This is a genomic window from Pseudoalteromonas sp. 4NS20-0020 (assembly GCF_057554385.1).
This window is the reverse complement of record NZ_BAAJMI010000001.1, coordinates 343,219-365,805: the sequence shown is the minus strand read 5'-3', so window position 1 is coordinate 365,805 and position 22,587 is coordinate 343,219. Positions and strand designations below refer to the sequence as shown.

Annotated in this window: 23 protein-coding genes; 19 read left to right on the top strand and 4 right to left on the bottom strand. The window is 37.9% G+C overall.

Annotated features, from left to right (window positions below):
- Nucleotides 1-11: 11 nt before the first annotated feature.
- The 3 genes from AC27JL_RS01670 to AC27JL_RS01660 all read left to right on the top strand — a co-directional run bounded on the left by AC27JL_RS01670 (nt 12) and on the right by AC27JL_RS01660 (nt 3,074).
- Nucleotides 12-380 carry a hypothetical protein gene (locus tag AC27JL_RS01670; RefSeq protein ID WP_082650897.1) on the top strand — a complete coding sequence of 123 codons (369 nt, stop codon included), beginning with the start codon at nt 12-14 and terminating at the stop codon, nt 378-380.
- Nucleotides 377-754, top strand: a complete 378-nt coding sequence (locus tag AC27JL_RS01665) for a hypothetical protein (RefSeq protein WP_487194649.1) — start codon at nt 377-379, stop codon at nt 752-754. Before AC27JL_RS01670 ends, AC27JL_RS01665 begins: the two co-directional genes overlap by 4 nt.
- A 130-nt stretch (nt 755-884) precedes the next feature.
- Complete coding sequence (locus tag AC27JL_RS01660; RefSeq protein ID WP_487194648.1) at nt 885-3,074, top strand: fasciclin domain-containing protein; 2,190 nt, start codon at nt 885-887, stop codon at nt 3,072-3,074.
- Between the two features lie 42 nt (nt 3,075-3,116).
- On the opposite strand, the gene AC27JL_RS01655 is transcribed toward AC27JL_RS01660, so the two are convergent.
- Nucleotides 3,117-3,962: a sterol desaturase family protein gene (locus AC27JL_RS01655; protein ID WP_487194647.1), complete on the bottom strand. Its 846-nt coding sequence runs from the start codon at nt 3,960-3,962 to the stop codon at nt 3,117-3,119.
- Nucleotides 3,952-4,404: an SRPBCC family protein gene (locus AC27JL_RS01650; protein WP_487194646.1), complete on the bottom strand. Its 453-nt coding sequence runs from the start codon at nt 4,402-4,404 to the stop codon at nt 3,952-3,954. Before AC27JL_RS01650 ends, AC27JL_RS01655 begins: the two co-directional genes overlap by 11 nt.
- 94 nt (nt 4,405-4,498) lie before the next feature.
- Here AC27JL_RS01650 and AC27JL_RS01645 point away from each other — a divergent pair, with 94 nt between their 5' ends.
- The 4 genes from AC27JL_RS01645 to AC27JL_RS01630 all read left to right on the top strand — a co-directional run bounded on the left by AC27JL_RS01645 (nt 4,499) and on the right by AC27JL_RS01630 (nt 8,561).
- Nucleotides 4,499-5,500 carry an AraC family transcriptional regulator gene (locus tag AC27JL_RS01645; protein WP_487194645.1) on the top strand — a complete coding sequence of 334 codons (1,002 nt, stop codon included), beginning with the start codon at nt 4,499-4,501 and terminating at the stop codon, nt 5,498-5,500.
- Between the two features lie 93 nt (nt 5,501-5,593).
- Entirely contained in the window at nt 5,594-6,364 is a 771-nt protein-coding gene (locus tag AC27JL_RS01640) for a substrate-binding periplasmic protein (protein ID WP_487194644.1), read from the top strand.
- Between the two features lie 46 nt (nt 6,365-6,410).
- The gene (locus AC27JL_RS01635) at nt 6,411-7,361 is read left to right on the top strand and encodes an alpha/beta fold hydrolase (RefSeq protein WP_487194643.1); all 951 of its coding nucleotides are present in this window, start codon (nt 6,411-6,413) and stop codon (nt 7,359-7,361) included.
- Nucleotides 7,362-7,472: 111 nt separating this feature from the next.
- Nucleotides 7,473-8,561 (top strand): polysaccharide lyase family 7 protein, encoded by a 1,089-nt coding sequence (locus AC27JL_RS01630; protein WP_487194642.1) that lies wholly within the window; start codon nt 7,473-7,475, stop codon nt 8,559-8,561.
- Here the strand turns inward: AC27JL_RS01630 and AC27JL_RS01625 are convergent.
- Nucleotides 8,551-8,955, bottom strand: a complete 405-nt coding sequence (locus AC27JL_RS01625) for a nucleotide triphosphate diphosphatase NUDT15 (RefSeq protein ID WP_305397505.1) — start codon at nt 8,953-8,955, stop codon at nt 8,551-8,553. The genes AC27JL_RS01630 and AC27JL_RS01625 overlap by 11 nt on opposite strands.
- A 183-nt stretch (nt 8,956-9,138) precedes the next feature.
- On the opposite strand from AC27JL_RS01625, the gene AC27JL_RS01620 reads away from it, so the two are divergent.
- The 11 genes from AC27JL_RS01620 (at nt 9,139) to AC27JL_RS01570 (ending at nt 21,058) form a co-directional block, all read left to right on the top strand.
- Entirely contained in the window at nt 9,139-11,022 is a 1,884-nt protein-coding gene (locus AC27JL_RS01620) for a propionyl-CoA synthetase (RefSeq protein WP_487194641.1), read from the top strand.
- A 228-nt stretch (nt 11,023-11,250) separates the two neighbouring features.
- Complete coding sequence (locus tag AC27JL_RS01615) at nt 11,251-12,330, top strand: methyl-accepting chemotaxis protein (protein WP_487194640.1); 1,080 nt, start codon at nt 11,251-11,253, stop codon at nt 12,328-12,330.
- A 275-nt stretch (nt 12,331-12,605) separates the two neighbouring features.
- Complete coding sequence (locus AC27JL_RS01610; protein ID WP_058428403.1) at nt 12,606-13,367, top strand: DUF6515 family protein; 762 nt, start codon at nt 12,606-12,608, stop codon at nt 13,365-13,367.
- A gap of 225 nt (nt 13,368-13,592) precedes the next feature.
- Nucleotides 13,593-14,372, top strand: a complete 780-nt coding sequence (locus AC27JL_RS01605; RefSeq protein WP_006791813.1) for a DUF2189 domain-containing protein — start codon at nt 13,593-13,595, stop codon at nt 14,370-14,372.
- 203 nt (nt 14,373-14,575) lie between these two features.
- Nucleotides 14,576-14,938, top strand: coding sequence for a DUF2237 family protein (locus AC27JL_RS01600; protein ID WP_006791812.1), 363 nt, complete (start codon nt 14,576-14,578; stop codon nt 14,936-14,938).
- Nucleotides 14,939-15,177: 239 nt separating this feature from the next.
- Nucleotides 15,178-15,693 (top strand): DNA starvation/stationary phase protection protein Dps, encoded by a 516-nt coding sequence (gene dps / locus AC27JL_RS01595; RefSeq protein ID WP_058428400.1) that lies wholly within the window; start codon nt 15,178-15,180, stop codon nt 15,691-15,693.
- Nucleotides 15,694-15,856: 163 nt separating this feature from the next.
- On the top strand, nt 15,857-16,648 hold the full coding sequence (locus AC27JL_RS01590; protein WP_203984724.1) for a hypothetical protein: 792 nt from the start codon (nt 15,857-15,859) through the stop codon (nt 16,646-16,648).
- 114 nt (nt 16,649-16,762) lie between these two features.
- The gene (locus AC27JL_RS01585) at nt 16,763-17,470 is read left to right on the top strand and encodes a hypothetical protein (protein ID WP_487194639.1); all 708 of its coding nucleotides are present in this window, start codon (nt 16,763-16,765) and stop codon (nt 17,468-17,470) included.
- Nucleotides 17,470-17,955 (top strand): RNA polymerase sigma factor, encoded by a 486-nt coding sequence (locus AC27JL_RS01580; protein WP_487194638.1) that lies wholly within the window; start codon nt 17,470-17,472, stop codon nt 17,953-17,955. The genes AC27JL_RS01585 and AC27JL_RS01580 overlap by 1 nt, the downstream gene beginning before the upstream one ends.
- A 5-nt stretch (nt 17,956-17,960) precedes the next feature.
- Nucleotides 17,961-18,515 carry a hypothetical protein gene (locus tag AC27JL_RS01575; RefSeq protein ID WP_487194637.1) on the top strand — a complete coding sequence of 185 codons (555 nt, stop codon included), beginning with the start codon at nt 17,961-17,963 and terminating at the stop codon, nt 18,513-18,515.
- A gap of 362 nt (nt 18,516-18,877) precedes the next feature.
- Nucleotides 18,878-21,058, top strand: a complete 2,181-nt coding sequence (locus AC27JL_RS01570; protein ID WP_487194636.1) for a GAF domain-containing hybrid sensor histidine kinase/response regulator — start codon at nt 18,878-18,880, stop codon at nt 21,056-21,058.
- A gap of 105 nt (nt 21,059-21,163) precedes the next feature.
- Here the strand turns inward: AC27JL_RS01570 and AC27JL_RS01565 are convergent, their stop codons facing one another.
- Nucleotides 21,164-21,310 carry a zinc-binding dehydrogenase gene (locus AC27JL_RS01565; protein ID WP_257790775.1) on the bottom strand — a complete coding sequence of 49 codons (147 nt, stop codon included), beginning with the start codon at nt 21,308-21,310 and terminating at the stop codon, nt 21,164-21,166.
- Nucleotides 21,311-21,443: 133 nt separating this feature from the next.
- Between AC27JL_RS01565 and AC27JL_RS01560 the strand changes: the two genes are divergently transcribed.
- Nucleotides 21,444-22,340: a LysR family transcriptional regulator gene (locus AC27JL_RS01560; protein ID WP_487194635.1), complete on the top strand. Its 897-nt coding sequence runs from the start codon at nt 21,444-21,446 to the stop codon at nt 22,338-22,340.
- Nucleotides 22,341-22,587 lie beyond the last annotated feature (247 nt).

Genomic DNA, 22,587 nt, shown 5'->3' with positions numbered 1-22,587 from the left:
CTAAGCGCCCTATGCTTAAATTCTTCCTCGTAAAATTCATCGCTTTTTTTATTGGCTGCTTACTGTGCTTTGTATTGCACTCTGTATTTAATATACCTGCAGTTATTGCTGCATCCTCAGTAGGGCTTGCGGGCTCATTTATTCCTTTTTCTCAGTTATTTAAAAACCACCCGAGCGCTGCTATCTATGCAGGGAGTTTTGCTGGCATGTGCTCGTCGAGTTTAATTAGCAGCTACTGGGAACTGGGGTTTATTTCACTCATAGGCGCATGTTTGTATGTACTTACTTTAAATTTATTTTCTGGCTTTGGGGGGAAATTAGGAAGTATTGCATTTGTAAGCGTTACTGTATTTGCTCTAGCTAAAGGTTCTTTTTTATGACAATAGAATACCCTGCCATTGCATTTTGCGGCGCTTTACTTACATTTTTACTTGCTAAACATAAACCTTTTAGCCCTGTTAGCGTCTCTTCCGGCTTATCTATAATTGCTTACTATTTTTTTTATTATTTTAACTTACAACCCGAGCTTTATAGTGCCATTTTTTTTGGTGGTACGTTTATTGGTATGAGTGCGCCAAAGCGTTTTGGTGTGTATACAATAACCAGTGCAGCAATGATTTTTGCGATCTTATTTGAATATTTAGTTCCTAAAATTAATAATTATGGTGGAGCACTGGGTATTAGTGCTTTTTTATCTGTATGTGCTTGTCATATATTTATTTTATTAGGGGCGCCACGTAGTAAAAAGCGATAAATAGTTTAATCCCTAACAAACTCCACAGATGCAAACGTTCAAAAAACACCCAAAAAACCTGATCCATTGTAAAAAAACGCCCGTAACGTTACGAGATTGTTAATTACATCTCACACAGAAGGATCAGGTCATGAACAAATTACTGAAGGTATGCCTCATTACATTTCCCTTGTTGCTAGCACAAGGCTGTAATGACGATGATGACGATAACACCCCTGTACAAGTTGAGCCCGAATCATCTTTAACCATTGTTGATGTAGCAAGAGACGCGGGTAACTTTACCACTTTAGTTGCAGCATTAGAGGCAACAGGTTTAGACGATACTCTTGCCGACACAAGTCAAGAATTTACTGTTTTCGCTCCTACCGATGATGCCTTTGCGCTACTTGGCGAAGACACAATAAACGGATTGCTAGCAGATACAGATACACTTAGTTCAATACTTACTTATCACGTAGTTTCAGGTAGCGTTAACGCTGAAGCAGCAATTGGTCTTGCCGGTACAACGGTTGACACTGTAAACGGCGGCAAAGTCGCTTTATCGTTAAATGGCGATAGCTTGTTAATAAACACAAGCACAGTAACCATGACTGACATTGCAACTGACAACGGCATCATCCATGTAATTGATGCAGTACTTATGCCTATCGCCACTGCTGAAACAGCACCAACTTCCAATATCGTCGAAACAGCTCAACAGGCTGGTGGATTCACCACGTTACTTGCTGCATTAGACGCTGCGGGTTTAACAGCAGCATTAAGCGATGAATCAGCACAGTTCACTGTTTTTGCACCCACCGACGCGGCCTTTGAAGCCGTTGGTAGCAAAATGATCAATACGCTTTTAGCAAACCCAGATGTACTTGGCGACATTTTAAAGCAACATGTTTTGACTGGCGCGGTTGATTCGGTAACTGCTATGTCATTAAATGGTCAATCTGCAGAAACGCTGTTAGGTAACGCTCTTCCAATTACAATTAATGCCGAAACAGACATGTTAATGTTTGGTGGTGCCAATATTGTGGTTAAAGACATTGCTACAACTAATGGGGTAATTCATGTAATCGATTCAGTTATTGTGGCTGATGTAACACTGCCTGAAAGCTTTGGTACAATTGCTGATGTTGCCAGCGATAATGGTAACTTTACAACACTGATTGCCGCACTAGGTGCTACAGGGTTAGACACTTTAGTTGCTGATCCTACCAATACATTTACAGTATTTGCTCCTACCGATGACGCTTTTGCAGCGCTTGGCCAAGACACTATTGATGCACTACTTGCAGACACTGATACACTTCGCGATATTTTACTTTACCATGTAGTTGCTGATGCAAGCGTTTTATCTGACGCAGCAGTCACCATTGCAAATAGCGAAAATAATAAAGTGGAAATGGCAAATGGCGATATGGCCGCCCTATCATACGTAGATAGCGCACTGTTTATCAACGACCCTGCCGTCACTGCGGCAAATGTAACAGCCGATAATGGTGTAATTCATGTACTCAATAAGGTCATTATGCCACCAGCCGAAGTAGGCACACCTACCAAAACAATTGCTACTGTTGCAACAGAAACAGACGCACTTTCAACATTAGTGACAGCCTTACAAGCTGCTGACTTAGTTGATACGTTTAATGATACGACAAAATCGTTCACCGTATTTGCTCCAACAAACGCCGCATTTAGTAAAATCCCAACGGATACCTTAAACGCGCTACTCGCTGATACAGATGCATTAACCGGCGTATTAACGCAGCACGTTTTAGGTGCTCAAGTAGGTAGTACAGATGCGTTTGCAACAAACGGTAAAATGGTCACTACGCTTGCTGAAAACATGATAAGTGTAAACATTGTCGACTTTACTAGTACCACCAATGCTGCAACAGACAGTGTTGCATACGATGCAGACAACGCACGCTTAGTAACAGGCATGGCTGACAGCACTGCGGGTAAAACGCTTTACGTTTTTGACAACGACTTAGGTGAGTCAATGAGCGTATGTGAAGATACATGTGCTACAACGTGGCCACCAGTGCTGGGCACAGCGGACTCTATTGAAAACATACCGGGTTTATCACTTATTGCTCGTGCAGATAGCACTATGCAGGTTGCATATCTAGGTCGTCCATTATACACCTACTCAGGCGATACTGCTCCTGGCGATGAAAATGGCCAAAGTGTAGGCAATGTTTGGTGGCAAGTAAGCTTACCTGCAACTTCATTGCAAGTTGCTGGTAGTAACGTAACAACTACCGACATATACACTAGCAATGGCGTGGTTCACTTGATTGATACAGTCATTACTACTGCACAATAGTTTCTTTCCTTAGACAACAAAGTTAAGAGTGGATAACCACTCTTAACTTTTATAACTCACGTCATTATCATTGTTTTTCTGCGAACTAGTTGGGTAGCCAAATAAAATACTTAGCTTAGCTTTAAACCCTTTTGCTATATAAGTTTGTTTAATTAAATGCCACCATTGATGAAATGTAATTGTGACTGGATTATTACTATTTAACTGCCCCACAATGCCATACTTACATGGCTTATTAGAGTCTTCTTCAACAAATGTACCAAACAACTTATCCCAGATTATAAGTACGCCTGCAAAATTTTTATCTAAGTATTCTCGGTTTATAGCGTGATGAACACGATGATGCGACGGCGTATTGAATACGCTTTCAAACCACCCAAGTTTTTTAACTATTTGTGTATGCACAAAAAACTGATATGCCAAGTTTAACGCAACAACTGTAAGTACCGTTATAGGATCAAAGCCGACTAAAATCATAGGTAACCAAAATACCCACATACCTGCTAAGGGATACATTAAGCTTTGCCTAAATGCCGTTGTAAAATTCATTTTTGTAGAGCTATGATGCACAACATGTGCAGCCCATAACCAATGAATGTTATGCGACGCCCTATGAAACCAATAATACAAAAAGTCTTGAAATATAAAGGCAAACAAAACAGTAAATACCGAGAGCTCTATATCGAACACGCGGTATTCATATAACCAATTAAATAATGACATCAGTAATATTAAAGAAACCGCATCAGCACCTTGGTGCAATAACGCCAAGGCCGTATTCGCCATGCTGTCTTTTATATCGTAAAAACGCCTGTATTTAATAAATTCAACACTAACAAATACTAAAAAAATGGGACTAAGTGCAAGTAAAATTACTTCAATGGTCATGCTGTGCCGCCTTAAAATAATGCTGTAATTTTTTAAGTGCTTGCGATATATCATGTTTAACAAGTAACTTTATTAAGCTACCCGGCATCCACCATGGTGGCCTAAAGGCGATACAATACCTAAGCGCTGTAGCTGTATTACCTTCATACTCAATGGGAGTTAAATATATGTCTCCTTGATGATTCTCCACCGGCTTATTACCCATTATGCGGTAACAAATATGATTACTGCTGGCATGTATAATTTGTTCATTAAAAGCAACAAGCGGCGTTTTAACTTGCCTTATGGAACCTGCCCCACCTTTCATTTCACCTTTATTATGGGGTTTTAATTGTGAAAATTGAGCATTAAAAAAGCGCTCTAAACAGGCATGTTCCAGCAATACAGCCGCCACCTTTTCAGGCGGAGCGAATAAAGTACATTTTAAATTTATAGAAACCATAAGTGACCAATACTTAAAATAAGGCCTCTAGCATAATAAAATTTAACGTGGCAAACTTGTTCGTACGCGATCATTTTTTAGCTTTAGGCGACAAATGCAAACCATTGCCGATCATTACTTTTCTAGTATTCTTGATTATCTACAAAGCCAAGGTTTAAATAATGAAGATGCTCTAAAGGCAATTAATTTTACTGAATTTAGTAATCGCACAAAACAACAACTATCACCACGCATAAGCCTCAAAAGCTATAACGCATTGCTTAATTATGCTCAAAATACACTTAAAGATCATTTATTTGGCTTTAGACTAGGTCAGCATATTCGTACGGCTGACTATGGCGTTTTGGGATATTTAGTCGAGTCAAGTAACGGATTAGGCAACGCTATACAAGCGCTTTTAAATTACGACTGCCTAGTGGCTAATATAGGTCAAGCACAATTTGAGCAACACAAAAGCCAGGCAACTATCCGCTGGTTTCCCCATGCTCAATGTAATGAACAAGTAGTATTAAGAAATATGACAGCTTGGGTGAGTGTTGTACGCCAATTACTCAATAACGAATTATCACCGACACAAGTTAGCTTTCAACACCACTTTACTCAAGCGCAAATAAATACGCTAGCAACATGGTTTAATTGCCCTATTTTAACTAATGCAAAACACAACGAAATTTGTTTTCCGAGCAGCTATTTAAGCCTTAACTTTAAAACTGATAACGCTGCTATACATTTAGCACTTAAGCAAGTATCTGATCAGCAATTAAGTCTTTTTACTAACCAGCAAAATATAACTGAAAATGTCAGCCAAATTTTAATGGCAAAGCTCGATTTACAAAATTGTACGTTAATACGCACTGCAAATGCCCTCAGCATGACACCACGCACCTTGCAACGGCACTTAAAATTGCACGGTACAACGTTTGCCCTCATGCTTGAAAACGAGCGCAAGCGACGTATTAAAGAACTGCCTAATAAACCTAATTTAGCACAACTAGCATTACTGCTCGGATTTAAAGATCAAAGCTCTTTCAATCGTGCTTTTAAACGTTGGTATTCGTGCAGTCCACTAGAATACTTTAAAACAAATAAGGGGTAATTTTACTTTGATTTACTTTTATTAAACATTTAAGTTTATATTTCAGACAATATTATTTAAACTCAACCAATGTTGGCTAAAAAAGACTTTTTTATGTACCTGCGTGTTGTAATTAGCGCCTTTGTATTTATGTTTTGTACTGCGGTAAATGCAATGAGTACAGTAAACTTTATTGCCGAAGATTTGCACCCTTATCACTTTAAAAACGAGAATGGCCAAGCTGATGGCGCGCTTGTTGATATAGCCAAAGCCGTTTTAAAAATCACACCATTAAACGCTAAATTTGAAATAATGCCCATGGCGCGCGCATTTCACGAGCTTGAAAGTAATCCAAACACTATTTTACTTTCTTTATTAAAAACCCCTACGCGCACAAATAACTTTAAATGGCTAGGCAGTGTTTATTTTACCGACGCCTACGTAGTTAGCTTAAAAAGCAATAAAGCACAAGCCACACACTTAAACCACACTAAGTTTTATAAAATAGGCACTATTCGCGGGTACTCAAGTGCTAAGTATTTAAAGCAAATGGGCTTTAAAGAAGACAAAAATTTAGTATTGGTGAGCTACTACCAGCAACTTTGGCAAATGCTTTACAAAAAACGTATCGACTTTGCCTTAATGAATACACTCACATTAGAAAACGAGTTAAAAATGTCGGGCTTAGATCCAAACCTTATCACCAAGCGCATTCACTTAGATGACTTTCCTTCAACGCTTTATTTTGCCAGTAATAAAATGCTTGAAGAAAGTACAGCCAACGCCTTATCGCAAGCACTTGTAATAATTAAGCAAAACGGTGAATACGAAGCAATTTTAAATAAATGGAAACTTCCGCTTCCTACCACTGCCAATAAACTGTAATAAATACGCACTATAATTTTTGTAAAGCTGATAACCTAACTTGGCTATGCGAACAATTAAAACACCGCACGGTATAACGCTTAACTATCAAGATGAAGGTAATAAAAAGTCGCCTGTCGTTATCCTAATAATGGGTTTGGGTGCTCAGATGACCGTATGGCCAGATTCACTATACTATGGCTTGGTTAACAATGGCTTTAGAGTTATCCGTTTTGATAACCGTGATAGCGGACTGTCGACTCATTTGGACCATTACCCCTCTCCTAGTTTAGTGAAATCTTGGCTGAGTAAGCGCCTTCCCATACAAAGCCGAACTCCCTATTTGCTCGATGATATGGCAAACGATGTATTGTCGCTTATGAACGCCCTTAAAATTAAAAAAGCCCACTTTGTTGGCGCATCCATGGGTGGAATGATTGCCCAGCTAATAGCAGCGCAACATAAAAAAAAGGTACTGAGTTTAACCGCTATTATGTCAAGCTCTAGCTTGCCAAGACTGAGCGCTAAAAGCATTGGCGTATTTATTAAGCTTGCCAAATTAAAACCAAAAACACCAAGCCGTGATGAAGCAATTAATTACAACATTAAACTAAACCAACTAATTGGCAGCCCAGCTTACCCACAAACAGAAGCCGCCCTTCGGCTTCATGCAACACAAATAGTTGAGCGTTCAAACAACCCTAATGGCTACAAACGCCAGCTCATTGCAATGGCTGCCAGTAAAGATAGGCAACATTTAATTCGAAAAATTAAAACACCTACATTAGTCATTCATGGTAGTCATGATGTAGTCATTAGTGTGGGTGAAGGTAAAAAAACGGCCATGCTAATAAAAAAGGCAAAACTAAAAATAGTGCCTGGTATGGGCCATAATTTTGCACCAGAACTCATGCCAAAAATGACAAAATGGCTCACAAAGCATATTAAGAAGGCACAACGTAAATACATTAAAAAAAAGCTTAAAAACCATATTGGTATAACCAAATGTAAAATGTAAAAAATAAAAAACACAGCAATTGGTAATGTTGATATTTTAAATTGGTATGTTAGATTAACGTTAATCAAGGTCGATATTGTCCTTCATTAACATCATCACACAGAGACAACAATGAAAAATCTAACATCTACTTTTAAACTCACAGCACTGGCTGCTGTTACTCCGTTGCTGTTTATGGGCTGCGCAAATACAAGCACACCTATTGATAGCAATACACCTGTTCCTGCATCAAAGTTTGATTTATCACAATGGAAAATAAACGTACCTGTTGATTTAAACAACGACGGTAAAATAGACACAATTGATGTTGAGGAAATTCAGAACTACGCGCACCCTGATTTTTTCTATCTTGACGATCAAGGTTACATGGTATTCACCTCGCCAAATAAAGCATTAACCAGCGCTAACTCTACCAACACCCGCAGTGAGTTAAGGCAAATGATCCGCGGTACTAACACAAAAATAAAAACAAAAAGTTCAAAAAATAATTTTGCATTAGCTGTTCATCCACTCTCTGAGCGCTTTGGCTCTGTAGGTGGAAAAATGGAAGCCACGTTGAAGGTTGATCATGTGGCATTGCGCGCAACAGACTCAAGTAAAAAAGCCGCATACTCTGTGGTGGTAGGACAAATTCATGCGGGTAAAGACCAAGCCCTAATAGATACAAAACTGGGTTATGGTTGGGGCAATGAGCCTCTTAAAATTTATTACAAAAAATGGCCTGGCCATAAAATGGGCTCCGTATTTTGGAACTACGAACGTAACTTACCAAAAACAGATCCTAACCGAACTGATATTACATACCCAGTGTGGGGAAACACGTGGGAAAACCCTAATGATCCGGGTGTTGAAGGTATAGCGCTTGGTGAAGATTTTAGCTATACCGTAAACGTACATGGTAATGTAATGCACCTTACCTTTAGCGCAAAAGGCAAAGAGGATGTTAACTACTCAATTAACTTAGGAAACAATGTTGATGCCTACGGCAAAGTGGACGGCAAAGATCATCCGCATGGTTATGCTGCCGATTGGCATTATTTCAAGGCCGGTGCTTACAACCAATGTAGTACTAAATCGTCTAAAGGTATTTGGTACCCTGGCTGTTTAGGCACAGGCGAGTGGGCACTCGACAAACAAAAGGGTGACTACGCACAAGTGAGCTTTAAAAAGTTAATATTAAGCCCATCAACTAAGCCGTGAGTGTTGCTGTAGTTAAGTAGTTTTTAAGTGATGTAAACAGTGGTGAAGGTAAGTTATTAATATCGCACCAGCGCCACTGTATACATTTATTTGGCTCGTTTAGCACAGGCTCACCACCTTCGTAATCAGCTTTTACGTACAAAGTAATGTAGTGTTTGTTTTCAGCACTAAAAATATCGTTAGTAAAATCAAGCTTAGTTATTTGACTAATATTTAGCCCTGTTTCCTCAAATACCTCGCGTATTGCACACTGCTCAACGCTTTCGCCAAATTCTAAATGTCCACCCGGCGTTGCCCATGTATTTGCACCATGCGCACCAATTCGCTCACCTAATAAAATAGTGTTTTGTCGCATAATAATAACGGCAACACCCACTCTAACGTCGTTACTCATACAATTAATTCCTTACAAATATGAGGCTATGCTGAGCCGCGCGCCTTAATTTGTCAAACTCACTGCAACTGCATATTAACCATGTGATTAACTTTTAGCCGACCAAGGTCGAATAGCCTAGGCAAATAAAAAAGCCTACCTTTTGTAAGGTCTCTCATACATATTTAGTTTTAGGAGCCTATTATGTCAGGCCTGTATAAACAGCAATACACGAGCTTTAAACAAAACCCTGCCCAGTTTTGGCTAGAACAAAGTAAAAATATCCCTTGGTACAAAACACCAAACCAAGCATATACACAGGATAAAGACGGCCTTTATCATTGGTTTAGCGATGGACAATTAAATACCAGCTTTCTAGCGCTCGACCAACACGTAATTGCAGGCTTTGGTGACCAAACTGCGCTGATTTACGACTCGCCTGTTACCAATACAAAGCAAACTTATACTTACACTCAACTACAACAAGAAGTCGCTAAATTTGCAGGCGTAATAAAAGCACTTGGTGTACAAAAAGGCGATCGTGTAGTGATTTACATGCCCATGATCCCACAAGCTGTTATTGGTATGTTAGCTTGTGCTCGCTTAGGCGCTATACACTCCGTAGTATTTGGTGGGTTTGCAGCGCATGAACTTGCCGTTCGTATAGACGATGCAAAACCTAAACTGATACTGAGCGCTTCTTGCGGTGTAGAGGTCGATAGCATCATTGAATACAAGCCACTTATTGATGACGCCATAGAGCTTGCCAATCATAAAATAGATCACTGTATTATTTATCAGCGCGACCAAGTTACTGCCAATATGGTCAACGAACGCGATATAGATTGGACACACGCAATGCAAACCGCACAGGCGGCAGATCCAACACCTTTAAATGGCAACGATCCACTTTATATTTTATATACTTCAGGTACAACAGGCGCCCCAAAGGGTGTTGTACGTGAAAATGGCGGGCACGCCGTAGCGATGAACTACAGTATGAAAACTGTTTACGGTATGGAGCCAGGCGAGGTGTTTTGGGCAGCCTCAGATATTGGCTGGGTAGTTGGGCACTCTTATATTGTGTATGCACCATTAATGTACCGATGTGCAACCGTATTATATGAGGGCAAACCTGTGCGCACTCCCGACGCCACTGCTTTTTGGCGAGTAGTGGAAGAATATAAAGTAAGCGCCTTATTTAGTGCCCCCACAGCATTTAGAGCAATCAAAAAAGAAGATCCTAATGCTGAAGGCTTTAAAAAATATAATACCTCTAGTTTAAAACGATTATTTTTAGCAGGCGAACGCCTCGATCCGCCCACATACAATTGGCTAAAAGAGAAAACTCAACTTCCGGTACTCGATCATTGGTGGCAAACCGAAACAGGTTGGGCCATTGCGTGTAATCCAGTAGGAATAGAAACATTAACAACCAAACCTGGCAGTTCAACCGTACCTACACCGGGGTTTGATGTTCGTATACTCGACATGGACGGTAATGAGTGCGCAGCTAACGAACAAGGGGCCGTAGTTATAAAACTACCTTTACCACCCGGATGCTTACCCTCTATCTGGCAAGACACAGCCCGATTTAAAGCCAGTTATTTAAGTGAATACGAGGGCTACTACCTCTCTGGCGATGGCGGATATATAGATGAAGACGGCTACTTATTCATAATGGGCCGCACTGATGACGTTATAAATGTTGCAGGCCACAGACTTTCTACCGGCGAAATGGAAGAAATTGTAGCGGCTCATCCTGCGGTTGCCGAATGCGCTGTATTTGGTGTTAACGACCCACTAAAAGGCCAGCTCCCAATGGGCATGATTGTACTTAAAAATGACTTTACAGGGTCAAGCGAAGAAGTCGAAAAAGCACTTATTGCCTCAGTGCGCAATCAAATTGGCGCCATAGCGTGTTTAAAAAATATAGTTAGCGTAGAGCGCTTACCTAAAACTCGTTCCGGAAAAATACTACGTAAAAATTTACGCCAACTTATTGATGGCGACGAACTACAAATCCCTTCAACCATAGACGACGCCGGTATTTTTGATGAAATAAACCAACAACTCATCCTGCGTTAAACCCAACCAAACAAAGCCACTTTATAATTAATAAAAAGTGGCTTTGTTTATTAGGATATGGGTATATAGAGAGTTAAAAAGGAGTTAACTGAAACAAATAAGAGAATGTAGGTAAACGCTTAGTCACTTTTTAATAACAAACAGTGATTTTAAATATAGGCTCAATAAAACTTTACCTCTATAATGATAACTAAATGTAAATTAATTTTTAAAAATCAAGGTCTAAATATGTTTGTTTTAAGTTCAACCTACTCGATATTGAAAAACGAAAATGACCAACTAAAAAAAGAAATTGAGAGTTTACGTAATAAAAATACAACGCTTATCAATGAAAATACTTCTCTAATTGAAGAGTTAAATAACCCAAATAATAATGAAGATCATAGTTTCACTCACTCATTACTTTCCAGCTCTATCAATGGTGTTGCTCAAATCGAAGAGATAAGACAAACCGTATTGGGCTCTTACTCTAAAATTGATGAAGAAAACAAAGTAAGCGATAAGATAAACACCCTGCTCGAAAAATCAAATAGCTCGCTAAATCATATTGTCAAAGAAATGGATTTAATGACCAGTAAAATGGGAAGCATGACTGAAAACATTTCAGGCCTAGCTAGCATGGCCGGTAAAATCAGTACGTTTGTTTCAACAATTAGTAAAATATCAGATCAAACAAATTTATTAGCACTTAACGCTGCTATTGAAGCTGCCCGTGCGGGTGAAGCTGGCCGAGGCTTTAGTGTTGTAGCAGATGAAGTAAGGGTGCTAGCAACAAACACGAATAAGTCAGCGCAAGAAGTGGCCGACCTAGTAAAAGAAATTATTAACAAAACAGATGAAACAGTGGTATCAGTAGAAGGTATTAAAGAAAATAGTTCGCACCTAAGTGATAATTTTGATGCACTGAATACCGATTACACTTCAATTATCGATTTTTGTAACAACATGAAAAATACGATTTCTCAGGCTGCTACGTTGTCGTTTATTCAAACCGTTAAACTAGATCATGTTGTATGGAAAGGTGACATTTATGCAGTAGCAAATGGCCAAAGCAACAAGTCAGTTAATGACTTTAGCGACCATACAATGTGCCGATTAGGCCAGTGGTATAGTTCAGAGCAGTCTGCTGAATTTAAACACACCAATGCATTTAAACAATTAGAAAACCCGCATAGTGAAGTGCATAAAAATGGTGTTGCGGCTCTGCACTCAATTCAAAATGGCGATAAAGAATCTGCAATTAAGCATATTCATAAAATGGAAGCAGCCAGCGAGCGTGTGATGCATCTACTCGATGAGATTTGTTAGCCCCAGCTAAGTACTAATGAACAAGCTATTAAAATGATTTAAATTTTAATAGCTTGGCTTATAAGTTAGTCTTTAATTTTAACCTGCACTCTTTTTTTATCACATGTATAGATTGTTTAAAGCGCCCTGTTTAAAACTGTAATAATAAGTAAGAAACTGTTTAGCTTACGTAAAGCAATGTAAAGGAACGTCCAAACATTAAATAGGTCAGTTAATGTTCAGTTTCAGAGGTTAATACTAAGCCTAGTTATGTAACAACATAAACGAGGCACACTATGAAACTTACATTTTTACTATCGGGTATAATTGCCATTAGCGCGCTTTCAAGCACCGCAATTGCAGCGCCCAACGAGCGAGAAGCTCATAAAAATTATAAGCACGAAAACCCTAAACGCATTGAGTATAAGCGCGATGAACGTCGCCATGAAAAAAAACTACGCATAGAGCATAAAAAAGAAAAGCGCCAAGACCGTAAAAAAGAAAAGAACAAGCAAAAAAAGCAGCAAGAAAAGCGTAAACAACTACGTTTCGACAATCATAAATATAACTACCTAACTAATAGGTATAAGCCGCGTTATTACAAAGAAAATAGATACATAAGGCACTTGCCAAGAAGAAGTACCTCTATTTGGTTTAATGGAATTTCATTTAGCTTTAATGACGGCATTTACTACCGAAAAGCTAAAAAAGGCTATCACGCTGTGATGCCACCTCGCGGACTGCGCATTAAAAAACTTCCTAGACATTATTCGCGTATGAAACATCGAAACACCACATATTATGCTTATCAGAACGTTTTTTATATTGCTGATAACGGCGGCTATAAAGTGGTAGATGCGCCAATAATTCAGCGCAACAAAGCTATTAAAATTGGCAACGTCTTCGACTATAGCTTAGGGCAAGTTTACGATGAACTACCATCGTCAGCTGAGCCAGTTACCATAAACTCTCAGCAATATTTTAAATACAACGATATTTACTTTTTGCCACAAATAAATGGTGACGAGATACAATACCTAGCAATCAGCTTAGGCTGAGCATTATTTAACTACTTAACCTGCCTACAGGTTAAGTAGTACTTTATTAATATTGATTTCAGCAATCCTCCTATAAAATTTTCTTTTGTAATCCCCCCTTCTAAAAACATAAAACGTTTATTTAGTGAACAATTTTAATTTTAGCTCCGTATGTCTGTTTAATATTTGTAAATAAAGCGTTTATGACCTAAACCTAAATAGAGGCTTTATAGAGGAGCTCCACTTATGCCTACAACAAAAACAATTGAAAAAAATACCGAATTTGCTCGCTGTATAGAGTGTAACAAAGTAGATACGTTCGCTGCTTTTCACTGGTTAGCACTTGCGTTTAAAGATATGACCCGAGCCCCGTTACTTACTGTAATTTATGGCCTAGTGTTTAGTATTATTCCTGCAGCTATTATCTACTCTGCATTTTTTGCACAAAGCGTATTTGTAATTTTACCCGCCACTGTTGCGTTTGTTTTAATTGGACCCGCTTTCGCAGCCGGCCTATACGACGTAGCATGGGAACTCGAAAAAGGCCACAAACCCACTTTTAGGCATTCGCTAAAGTCGATGTTTAGAAACCCAGTTGGAGAGTGGGGGTTTGCAATATTATTACTCGTAATAATGATTGCGTGGATGCGCATTGCCGCCCTTGTTCATGCTTTATACCCTAACTACGCTAACCCAACATTTGAAGAACTGTCAGCATTTTTAACGCTTGGTACAATTGCAGGTGGCGTTTTACTAGTGTCTGTTTTTTCAGTGTCTGCATTTACACCACAAATTATGATGGAAAGACGCGTAGACATAATGACAGCTATCGTCTCATCTATTAACGCCGTTAAAAATAATTTTGCGCCAATGGTTGTTTGGTCAATATGCATTTTCCTAATGGTTGCGCTTGGTTTTGTAACTGGGGCTGTTGGGTTTATTGTGATTATGCCACTACTTAGCTATGCAAGCTGGCACGCATACATTGCAGTAATCAAAACTAAAAAAGCCAGAAAATACGAATAGTTAACAAACTTTAACTTAACTTGTGCCACGATATAATGAAACTAGTTTGTGGCACAAATAATACTTTTCCCCTCCTCCCTTCATTTAAATGCCCCGACTTTTTTAAAAAGTCATAATCAAACATCCTCACTTTAGTAGCTATACTTTTTAGCGCCTGATAAAGTAATTTTTACTGTATTAAACATAATGACTTAAGGCACCTTATGGCAAATCAATTTAACGTTCTGGATACCCGGTTACAATTATGCTGTGGAAATGGCGGGTATACTCGCGAGGGTTTTTGCTATGTACCAGACTCTGATCGCGGTAATCATAGTGTGTGTGCAATTATGACCGAAGAATTTTTACAGTTTTCGAAGTCACAAGGTAATGATCTCATAACGCCCAATCCACTTTACGATTTTGAAGGCTTAAAAGCTGGCGACAAATGGTGTTTATGCGCAATAAGATGGCTTCATGCGCAACAAGCAAACGTTGCGCCGCCAGTAATCTTGCAGGCCACTAATAAAAAATCGCTTGAAGTAATACCGCTTGAATTACTAAAGGCACATGAATACACCCGTTAAAAATATTCTAGTTTAGTTTCAGCGAATCTGTTTGGTCTGCAAATTTTACAAAAAGATGCAGACTTTTCATAACCACCTCATATTAATAAAAACCCAAACAAAAGAAAAAACACAAACGACTGATTTAAAACAATTTTATTTATTTTAACTTTCGGCATATTGATTGCTTCATACAATTATCACGTATTTATTACGTAAAGGACTACGTGAAAATATTAAATAGTTAAGTAGGAGAAGTTATGAGCAATACAAATAAGCAAGCTAAATTTACTGCACCAGGTATGAGCAACGAATCAGCTGAAAAAACTATCGCAGCCTTAGATAACCGCATGGTTGCACTTATAGATCTTCAATTAACACTAAAACATATTCATTGGAATGTTGTTGGTCCTAATTTTATAGGTGTGCATGAAATGCTGGACCCTCAGGTTGAAGCTGTGCGCGAAATGACAGATACAATAGCCGAGCGTATTGCCACTTTAGGCGGCATACCAGTAGGGACACCTAAGTCAATTGTTGACCGCCGTACATGGAACGAATATTCATTAGGTAAAGGACTTGTTACCGAGCATTTAGGCGCGTTAGATAAGGTGTACAACGGTATTAATGCCGATCACCGTAAAGCCATCGAAACGGTATCAGATTTAGATCCAGTATCTGAAGATATGTTAATAAGCCAACTTGCCGATCTTGAACAATTTCAGTGGTTTGTAAGAGCACATATCGAGTCAGCTACTGGTGAGTTAACGCAATAATACCTTTATTACCTAAGTACCTCAGCCCAGCATTTTTGTTGGGCTTTTTGTTTAAACCATAAAACAAAATATCACTAAGGTATTTGAGCCGTGCAAGAACTTGTGACATAAGAATTAACCTACTAGTATCAGTAAGTAGTTTTCAATATTGGTACAAATTAGTATGATAAGTTTTAATACCCCTAAACAATTTTGGCTTTTTTCTTTAATATTTTTATCAGCCTGCGGCTCAGGCAGCAGTAATACCAAAGTTCCGCAATCAAATACAAGTGAAAGTCCGACTCCAATTACACAAAACAATATCGAAGATAATTACAACATTATTATTTATGGCAATAGTCACAGCAGTCAGTTAGGGCGGATCATTGAGCATATAATCGAAAACCAATACCCAGATAAGTCAGTTCAAACAACCACAGTGTCGGGACCTTTTTTAGATAATATTGTGAGTATTAGGGCAAACGTAGACAAACTTAAAAACAAAAATCTAAGCCATGCCATTTTTCAAGGCCAAAAATACTCTCAGTCTGGTTTAACAACTTACCCTACTGATGCCGCTGAGCATTTAATTTCATCAGCCAAGGCACAAAATATTACACCTATTTTATTTCCTGAACACCCACAAAGAGGCAACCCTGAAGAAGGCCAGCGTGTATACGACTTACATTTATCAATAAGCGCTAAACAACCTAGCTGCGTAGCTCCTATTGGCCTTGTTTGGAACAGGCTTTTAGTGTTAATGCCAAATGCAAAACTACATATGGATGATGGCAACCATGCCTCTTATGCAGGCAATGTATTAACAGCAATGACTTTTTCAGAAATAATTACTTCACGACCCGCCGATATCATGAAATTTGACCCAACGATTAATTTGTCAAAGCAAGAACAAGCTCTATTTGGTCAAGTAGTTACCGAAGTGCTTAATTTATATCCTGCTTGTGGTGTAAGCTAATCTAATTATAAATCTATTTTTGTGTTTTAAATTTTTTACTTTAATTAAAAATAAAATGTCAGGTTATTCTCATTGTTATCGACTAATAACATAACAATCAAAAGGAGAGTAATTATGAATACATTAACAGTAACCCCACTACATAGTTTACCCGCTAATAAAGCTAATCAATGGCTTCAAGACGGTTTTTCACTTTTTAAGCAAGCACCTGTAAAACTTTTTTTATTTTTACTGCTTCCTTTAATTATTGAAGGTATTCTTCAAATATTACCCGCCCCTTATGGCATGCTAGCCTCCAAATGGGCTGCCACTTTTGTGGGCAGTAGCGCTGTTATCGTCATTCATCATCTGGCCACTCATAAAGTATTTTCATTAAAGTCGATTTTTAAAGCTAAAAACTGGCTAAGCATTATTCCGCTTTCAGCAATTTTAGCATCTGCTTTTTTTATTCAGTTATTTGTAGCAAAGCTTTTACTAGGAAATGATGGCATAAATTTACTTTTATTTTCGCAGCCTACTGAAGTTACCCAATGGCAACTAGGTATTATTTTTGCCTCGATTATTCCTGTTACACTGCCTGTCAGTTTTGCAGGCTATTGTGTTTTACTTGGTGATAAAAATGTACTGCAAGCATTAAAAAGTAGCCTAAATGCTTTTTTCTATGCGTTTAAACCAATGTGTTTAATCGCGCTAATTTCTTTCTTAAGTCTATTGTTAGCTCCTTATACTTTTTTATTAAGTGCGATTATTACGGGTCCTATACTCACGTGTATAAGCTATATTGCTTACAGAAGTGTATTCATCAAAAACAAGGAAGCCTAGTGGAAAAAAGGGATCATATTCATGAGATACTACTGCAATACGCACCTTTAATGGCGCGTATTGCTGCAACACATGAAGCAGACCAAGCACTTAGAGAGGACCTACTACAAGATATATCGTTAGCTGTTTGGCATGCAGTAGAAAACTTTAGAGGCGATTCAAGTATGAAGACCTTTATTGCTAGGGTCGCACACAACCGTGCTGTCGATCATGTTTTAAAAGAAACACGTCGCCAAGATCGTCATAATTTAAGCGACCCTTTACTTGACTTGGTTAGTACTGATTCTCACCAACACAGCGATAACACGTATGATTTAATGACAGCAATGAGACGACTACCATTAAAATTTAGGCTAGTTATTTCTCTTCAATTAGAAGGTTTTAACCAAGCCGAAATAGCACATACGCTAGGTATAAACGAAGCGAACGTCGCCAAGCGTGCTAGCCGCGCACGTGTGCAACTTCAAAAGCTAATGGAGCAATAATAATTATGGATCCACTATTAGAACAATGGCAAAAAGACTATAAAAATGCGACTCCAAAACTGGATACTGCCGCACTACTGAGCCAAATTACATCGGCAAGAAAAAAACAATCAATTAAAGCATGGTTAGACTTAGTTGCTGGCGCATTTGTTAGCTTATTTTGTATCTATGCATTAGTTTTTGAAGCAACTAGCACTCCTGAGCAGGTGTTGTATGCAATTTTAACTCCGTTACCAATTGGGTTTTCAGTATGGGTATTTATTCAGCGCAAAAAGCTAATAAAAACACACACCCTAGATGTTAATGGTTTACTACTTTTTAAAAAGCAGCAGCTCATTAATCAAATAAACTATTGGCGCTTAAACCTTATAGGCTGTTCCATTTTGTGGGCTGCACTTTGCATCACTGCAGCCGTGAGCGTTTTAATGTACAACCACTCAACAATATGGCTTACACAAGTAGGTATTGGCACTTTGGTACTAATTGCCACACTAGCTCGCTACATTCATGTAAAGTTAAATTTTAAAAGTAAGCTAAAGCTAATTGAAAGTTTAAAGTAGATTTGCCAGCTTAAATTACTCAATAAGGGGTTACACCAAAACTGTAAACTAAATGAAATATCTAATGACATTTAAAATTCATTAAAATAAACAATATATGAATGCTTGGTTGGTTTAATTTCAAAGGTACAGTACTTACCGTTCTTGTCACTAATAAGGGGCCGTAAAATTTTTATAACTGATTAATTAACCTTTCAACTTATTTTATTGAGCTTAATGTAAATCAATAACTTTTTGTAAATGGCGGGCTGTCTATAATAAAGCTAACGAATATTTGTCTCTTTATTGTAACTTGTAGTTAAAAGTTGTCATTCAGTTCACTTTACTTCTATAGTAACGCTATATAAACATTAGGTATTACTATGCAAAAAGCGCGAATTCCAGCGGATGAACAATCTCGATTAAAAGCATTATATGAGTACGAAATATTAGATACAGAAGCAGAAAAAGTATTTGATGACTTAACTCAACTTGCCTCAGATATATGTGATACCCCCATATCACTTATAAGCTTAGTCGATCCGCAAAGACAATGGTTTAAATCAAAATACGGTATTGATGCGACTGAAACAGAGCGTGATATTGCGTTTTGCTCCCATGCTATTTTGCAAGACCAAGTATTTGAAGTACAAAATGCATTGCTTGATGAGCGCTTTCATGACAATCCATTAGTAACCAACGACCCTAACATTCGCTTTTATGCAGGTGCCCCCCTTATCACACCGCAAGGCAGTACAATTGGTACTTTATGTGTAATTAGTGATAAACCTAAAAAATTAACTAAAAAACAAATTAGTGCGTTAACTATTTTAGGCAAAGAAGTCATAGCCCAATTAGAGTTAAGGCTAAAAAACAGAGAACTAAGTAAAGCATTAGAACAACAAAAAACTCATATTCAAGAGCTTGAAAAACTAAAAGCTGAAGCAGATACATCCAATAATTTAAAAGGTAAATTTTTAGCTAATATGTCGCATGAGCTAAGAACACCACTTCACGGTATCTTAAACTTGGCCGAATTTGGCTTATCTGACAGCAGTAATAGTGAAAAAGATATTGCGCTAAAAAGTATTCTAAACTCAGCCAATATTTTATCCAATATAGTGAATGATATTTTAGATTTTTCAAAAATAGAAGCTGGAAAATTAGATATTGAACATATCGACTTTAACCTTAAAGACGTTGTTAAAGGTGTAATTGAGCCACTAAAAAAACAAGCCTCTGATAAAGGTATAAAGTTTAATGTATCAATAGATAAAAAAGTGGCTGAAACATTAAAAGGTGACCCACTAAGAATATCGCAAATATTAAATAACCTATGCTCAAATGCAATTAAATTTACTCAAGCTGGGCACGTTGATTTAATAATTAACTTAAAAGGTCACTCTTTAAATACACAGAACATAACATTTAAGGTCATAGATACAGGTATAGGGATAAACAAAGCAGCACAAGCAAACTTATTTAAAGAATTTCATCAAGCTGATTCATCTACCTCTCGTAAATTTGGTGGTACAGGGTTAGGCCTTTCTATTTGTAAAAAGTTAAGTCATTTAATGGGTGGGAAAATCAGTTTTACCAGCCAAGAAAATGAAGGCTCTACATTTATTTATCAGCAAAGCTTTGAAGCATCGATTTTAGATAGTTTGCTAAAGAAAAACAAAGAAGTAACTGATTTACAAGGCTGTGCTATTTTAGTTGCGGAAGATAATAAAATAAATCAAATCGTCGTCAATAAAATGTTAAAAGCGCACAACACTCAAGTGATTTTTACTGAAAACGGTAAAGAGTGTGTTGATTACTTTGTTAACAACCACGTTGATTTAATCTTTATGGATATTCAAATGCCAGTAATGGATGGAGTTGAAGCAACCAAGGCCATAAGAGCACTGAAAAACGGTAAATCAATACCTATCATTGCCATGACTGCCAACACAATGAAACAAGATATTGAGCATTACCTAAATATTGGCATGGACGGTTATTTAACTAAGCCATTTAATAAAGATAGCTTGAACAGCTTGCTTAATGTTTACAATCCAAACAACGAAAATCTCAAAGACTTAGCAATAAAAATTAGTGACCCGAGCATTAAAAGAGAACATAAACTTAAACAAACATGCCGTGAACTAAAAAGATTAATACCTGCGGCCAACAGAGTCAGCTTATGGCTGTTTAATGAAGAATACTCTGAGATAAATTGCTTAATGTGCCTTGATGAGAACGATGAAGTCATTCTTGACTCAGTATTAACAGCAAAAGACTACCCAGATTACTTTAACTACATACTAAGCCACCAAATACTTGATGCCCCCGATGCAAGAAATCACGAAGTTACAAAAGGCTTTACCAAAAGCTATTTTGAGCCATACGATATTTACTCACTACTTGACTACATTTATTTTAAAGATAATAAGGCACTAGGCGTGATTTGCTGTGAAAGTATTGGATCGAAAATATCATGGACCCACGCAGATAAAGAAGCCCTGATAAAAATAACAGACTTAACTACCTTATTTTTATCAAAACAAATAGATCTCAATTGAACTTATGACTATTAAACCGTAAACCTTTGTAGAATAATTTTGCCTATAAATAATAAAAAAGCCGGGCACATTTAATAAGTGCTTGGCTTAAGCCGACACGACAATTTATAGTGAAATAACCACTTTCCCCATACCTTCACCACTAGCAAGGCCATCATGCGTTTTACCTGCATCCTCAAGATTAAATTCAATGTTGTCTAACACAGGCAATAGGCGCCCTTCATCAATAATTGTTGCAGGGTTAGCTAGTATTTCGCCATGCTGCTGGCATTTATGGTACCCCCTTGTTTAGTTTAAACAGCCAGTATATTTACAAGAGATACCCATGATAATACACTCAAATGAACAGCTAGTTTTAAAATTTAATTAATAATAGGCTTTAATAATGAACAATGAACACCTAAAGTTATTCGTTCGAGTCGCCTCTACACACAATATTAGTTCAGCAGGCGCGGAACTTGGCCTTTCGCCGCCGGTAGCTAGCATGCATATTATTAAGCTTGAGGAATCGCTTGGTGTAAAACTAATTCACCGTACAACAAGGCGAGTATCTTTAACTGAAGAAGGCCGAGAGTTTTTACCTCACGCTGAAGAAATATTAAATGCTATAAATAGTGCAAAAGCAGCTGTAGGCGCAGGCTCTTTTACCCCCCAAGGCACGATTCGTGTTGCAGCTCCTTCCTCATTTGGTCGTATGCATATAGTGCCCGCACTTAAAGCTTTTATTGATCAGCACCCTGAGCTTAAAGTGGATTTAAGACAAAGCGATAGTATTGTAGACATGGTCGAAGGTGGTTTTGATATCGCTATCAGAAATGCCGAGCTTAACGATTCAACCCTCGTAGCCAGAAAGTTAGCTCGCGACCATAGAATTATATGCGCCTCACCAGGCTACATAGCAGAACACGGAGAACCAAAAACACCACAGGACCTTCTCAACCATAATTGTATTAAATTAATTGGGATTGACTACTGGAGCTTTAAAACGCCAAATGGCATTGAAAAAGTTAAGGTAAAAGGCAGTATTCGTATTGATAATGGAGAGTCGATAAGGGATGCGTGTATTAATGATGCAGGTATTACTATTTCGTCTCTTTGGTGCGCCCACAACGCATTAAAAGAAGGCACCCTAGTTCAAATACTAAAAGATTACCCCATGGATTCAAATGCCGCTATTTGGGCTGTATACCCAAGCTCCCGGTTGCTCGCGCCAAAAGTACGTGCATTTATCGACTTTTTTATAAAGTATTATGGCGAAATCCCATATTGGGAAACGGCGTAAGTGGCACGCTCTTAAACTTTCAACTAGGTATAGTACTTAAAAACATAAAGTTGTTTCTGTTAAAGAATTTAAATACCTGTGCGTATTAAAAATTATTTAAAAACACTAATCTATATTAATTATTAATAATTTGGTTTATTCTTTAAAACTAGTGATTTAAGCATGGAGGCAATCAAATAATGCAGTTTTTCATTCCCTCCTTTACACAAATAAAACTATTCTACAAACATACAATTAGTGTCTGCTT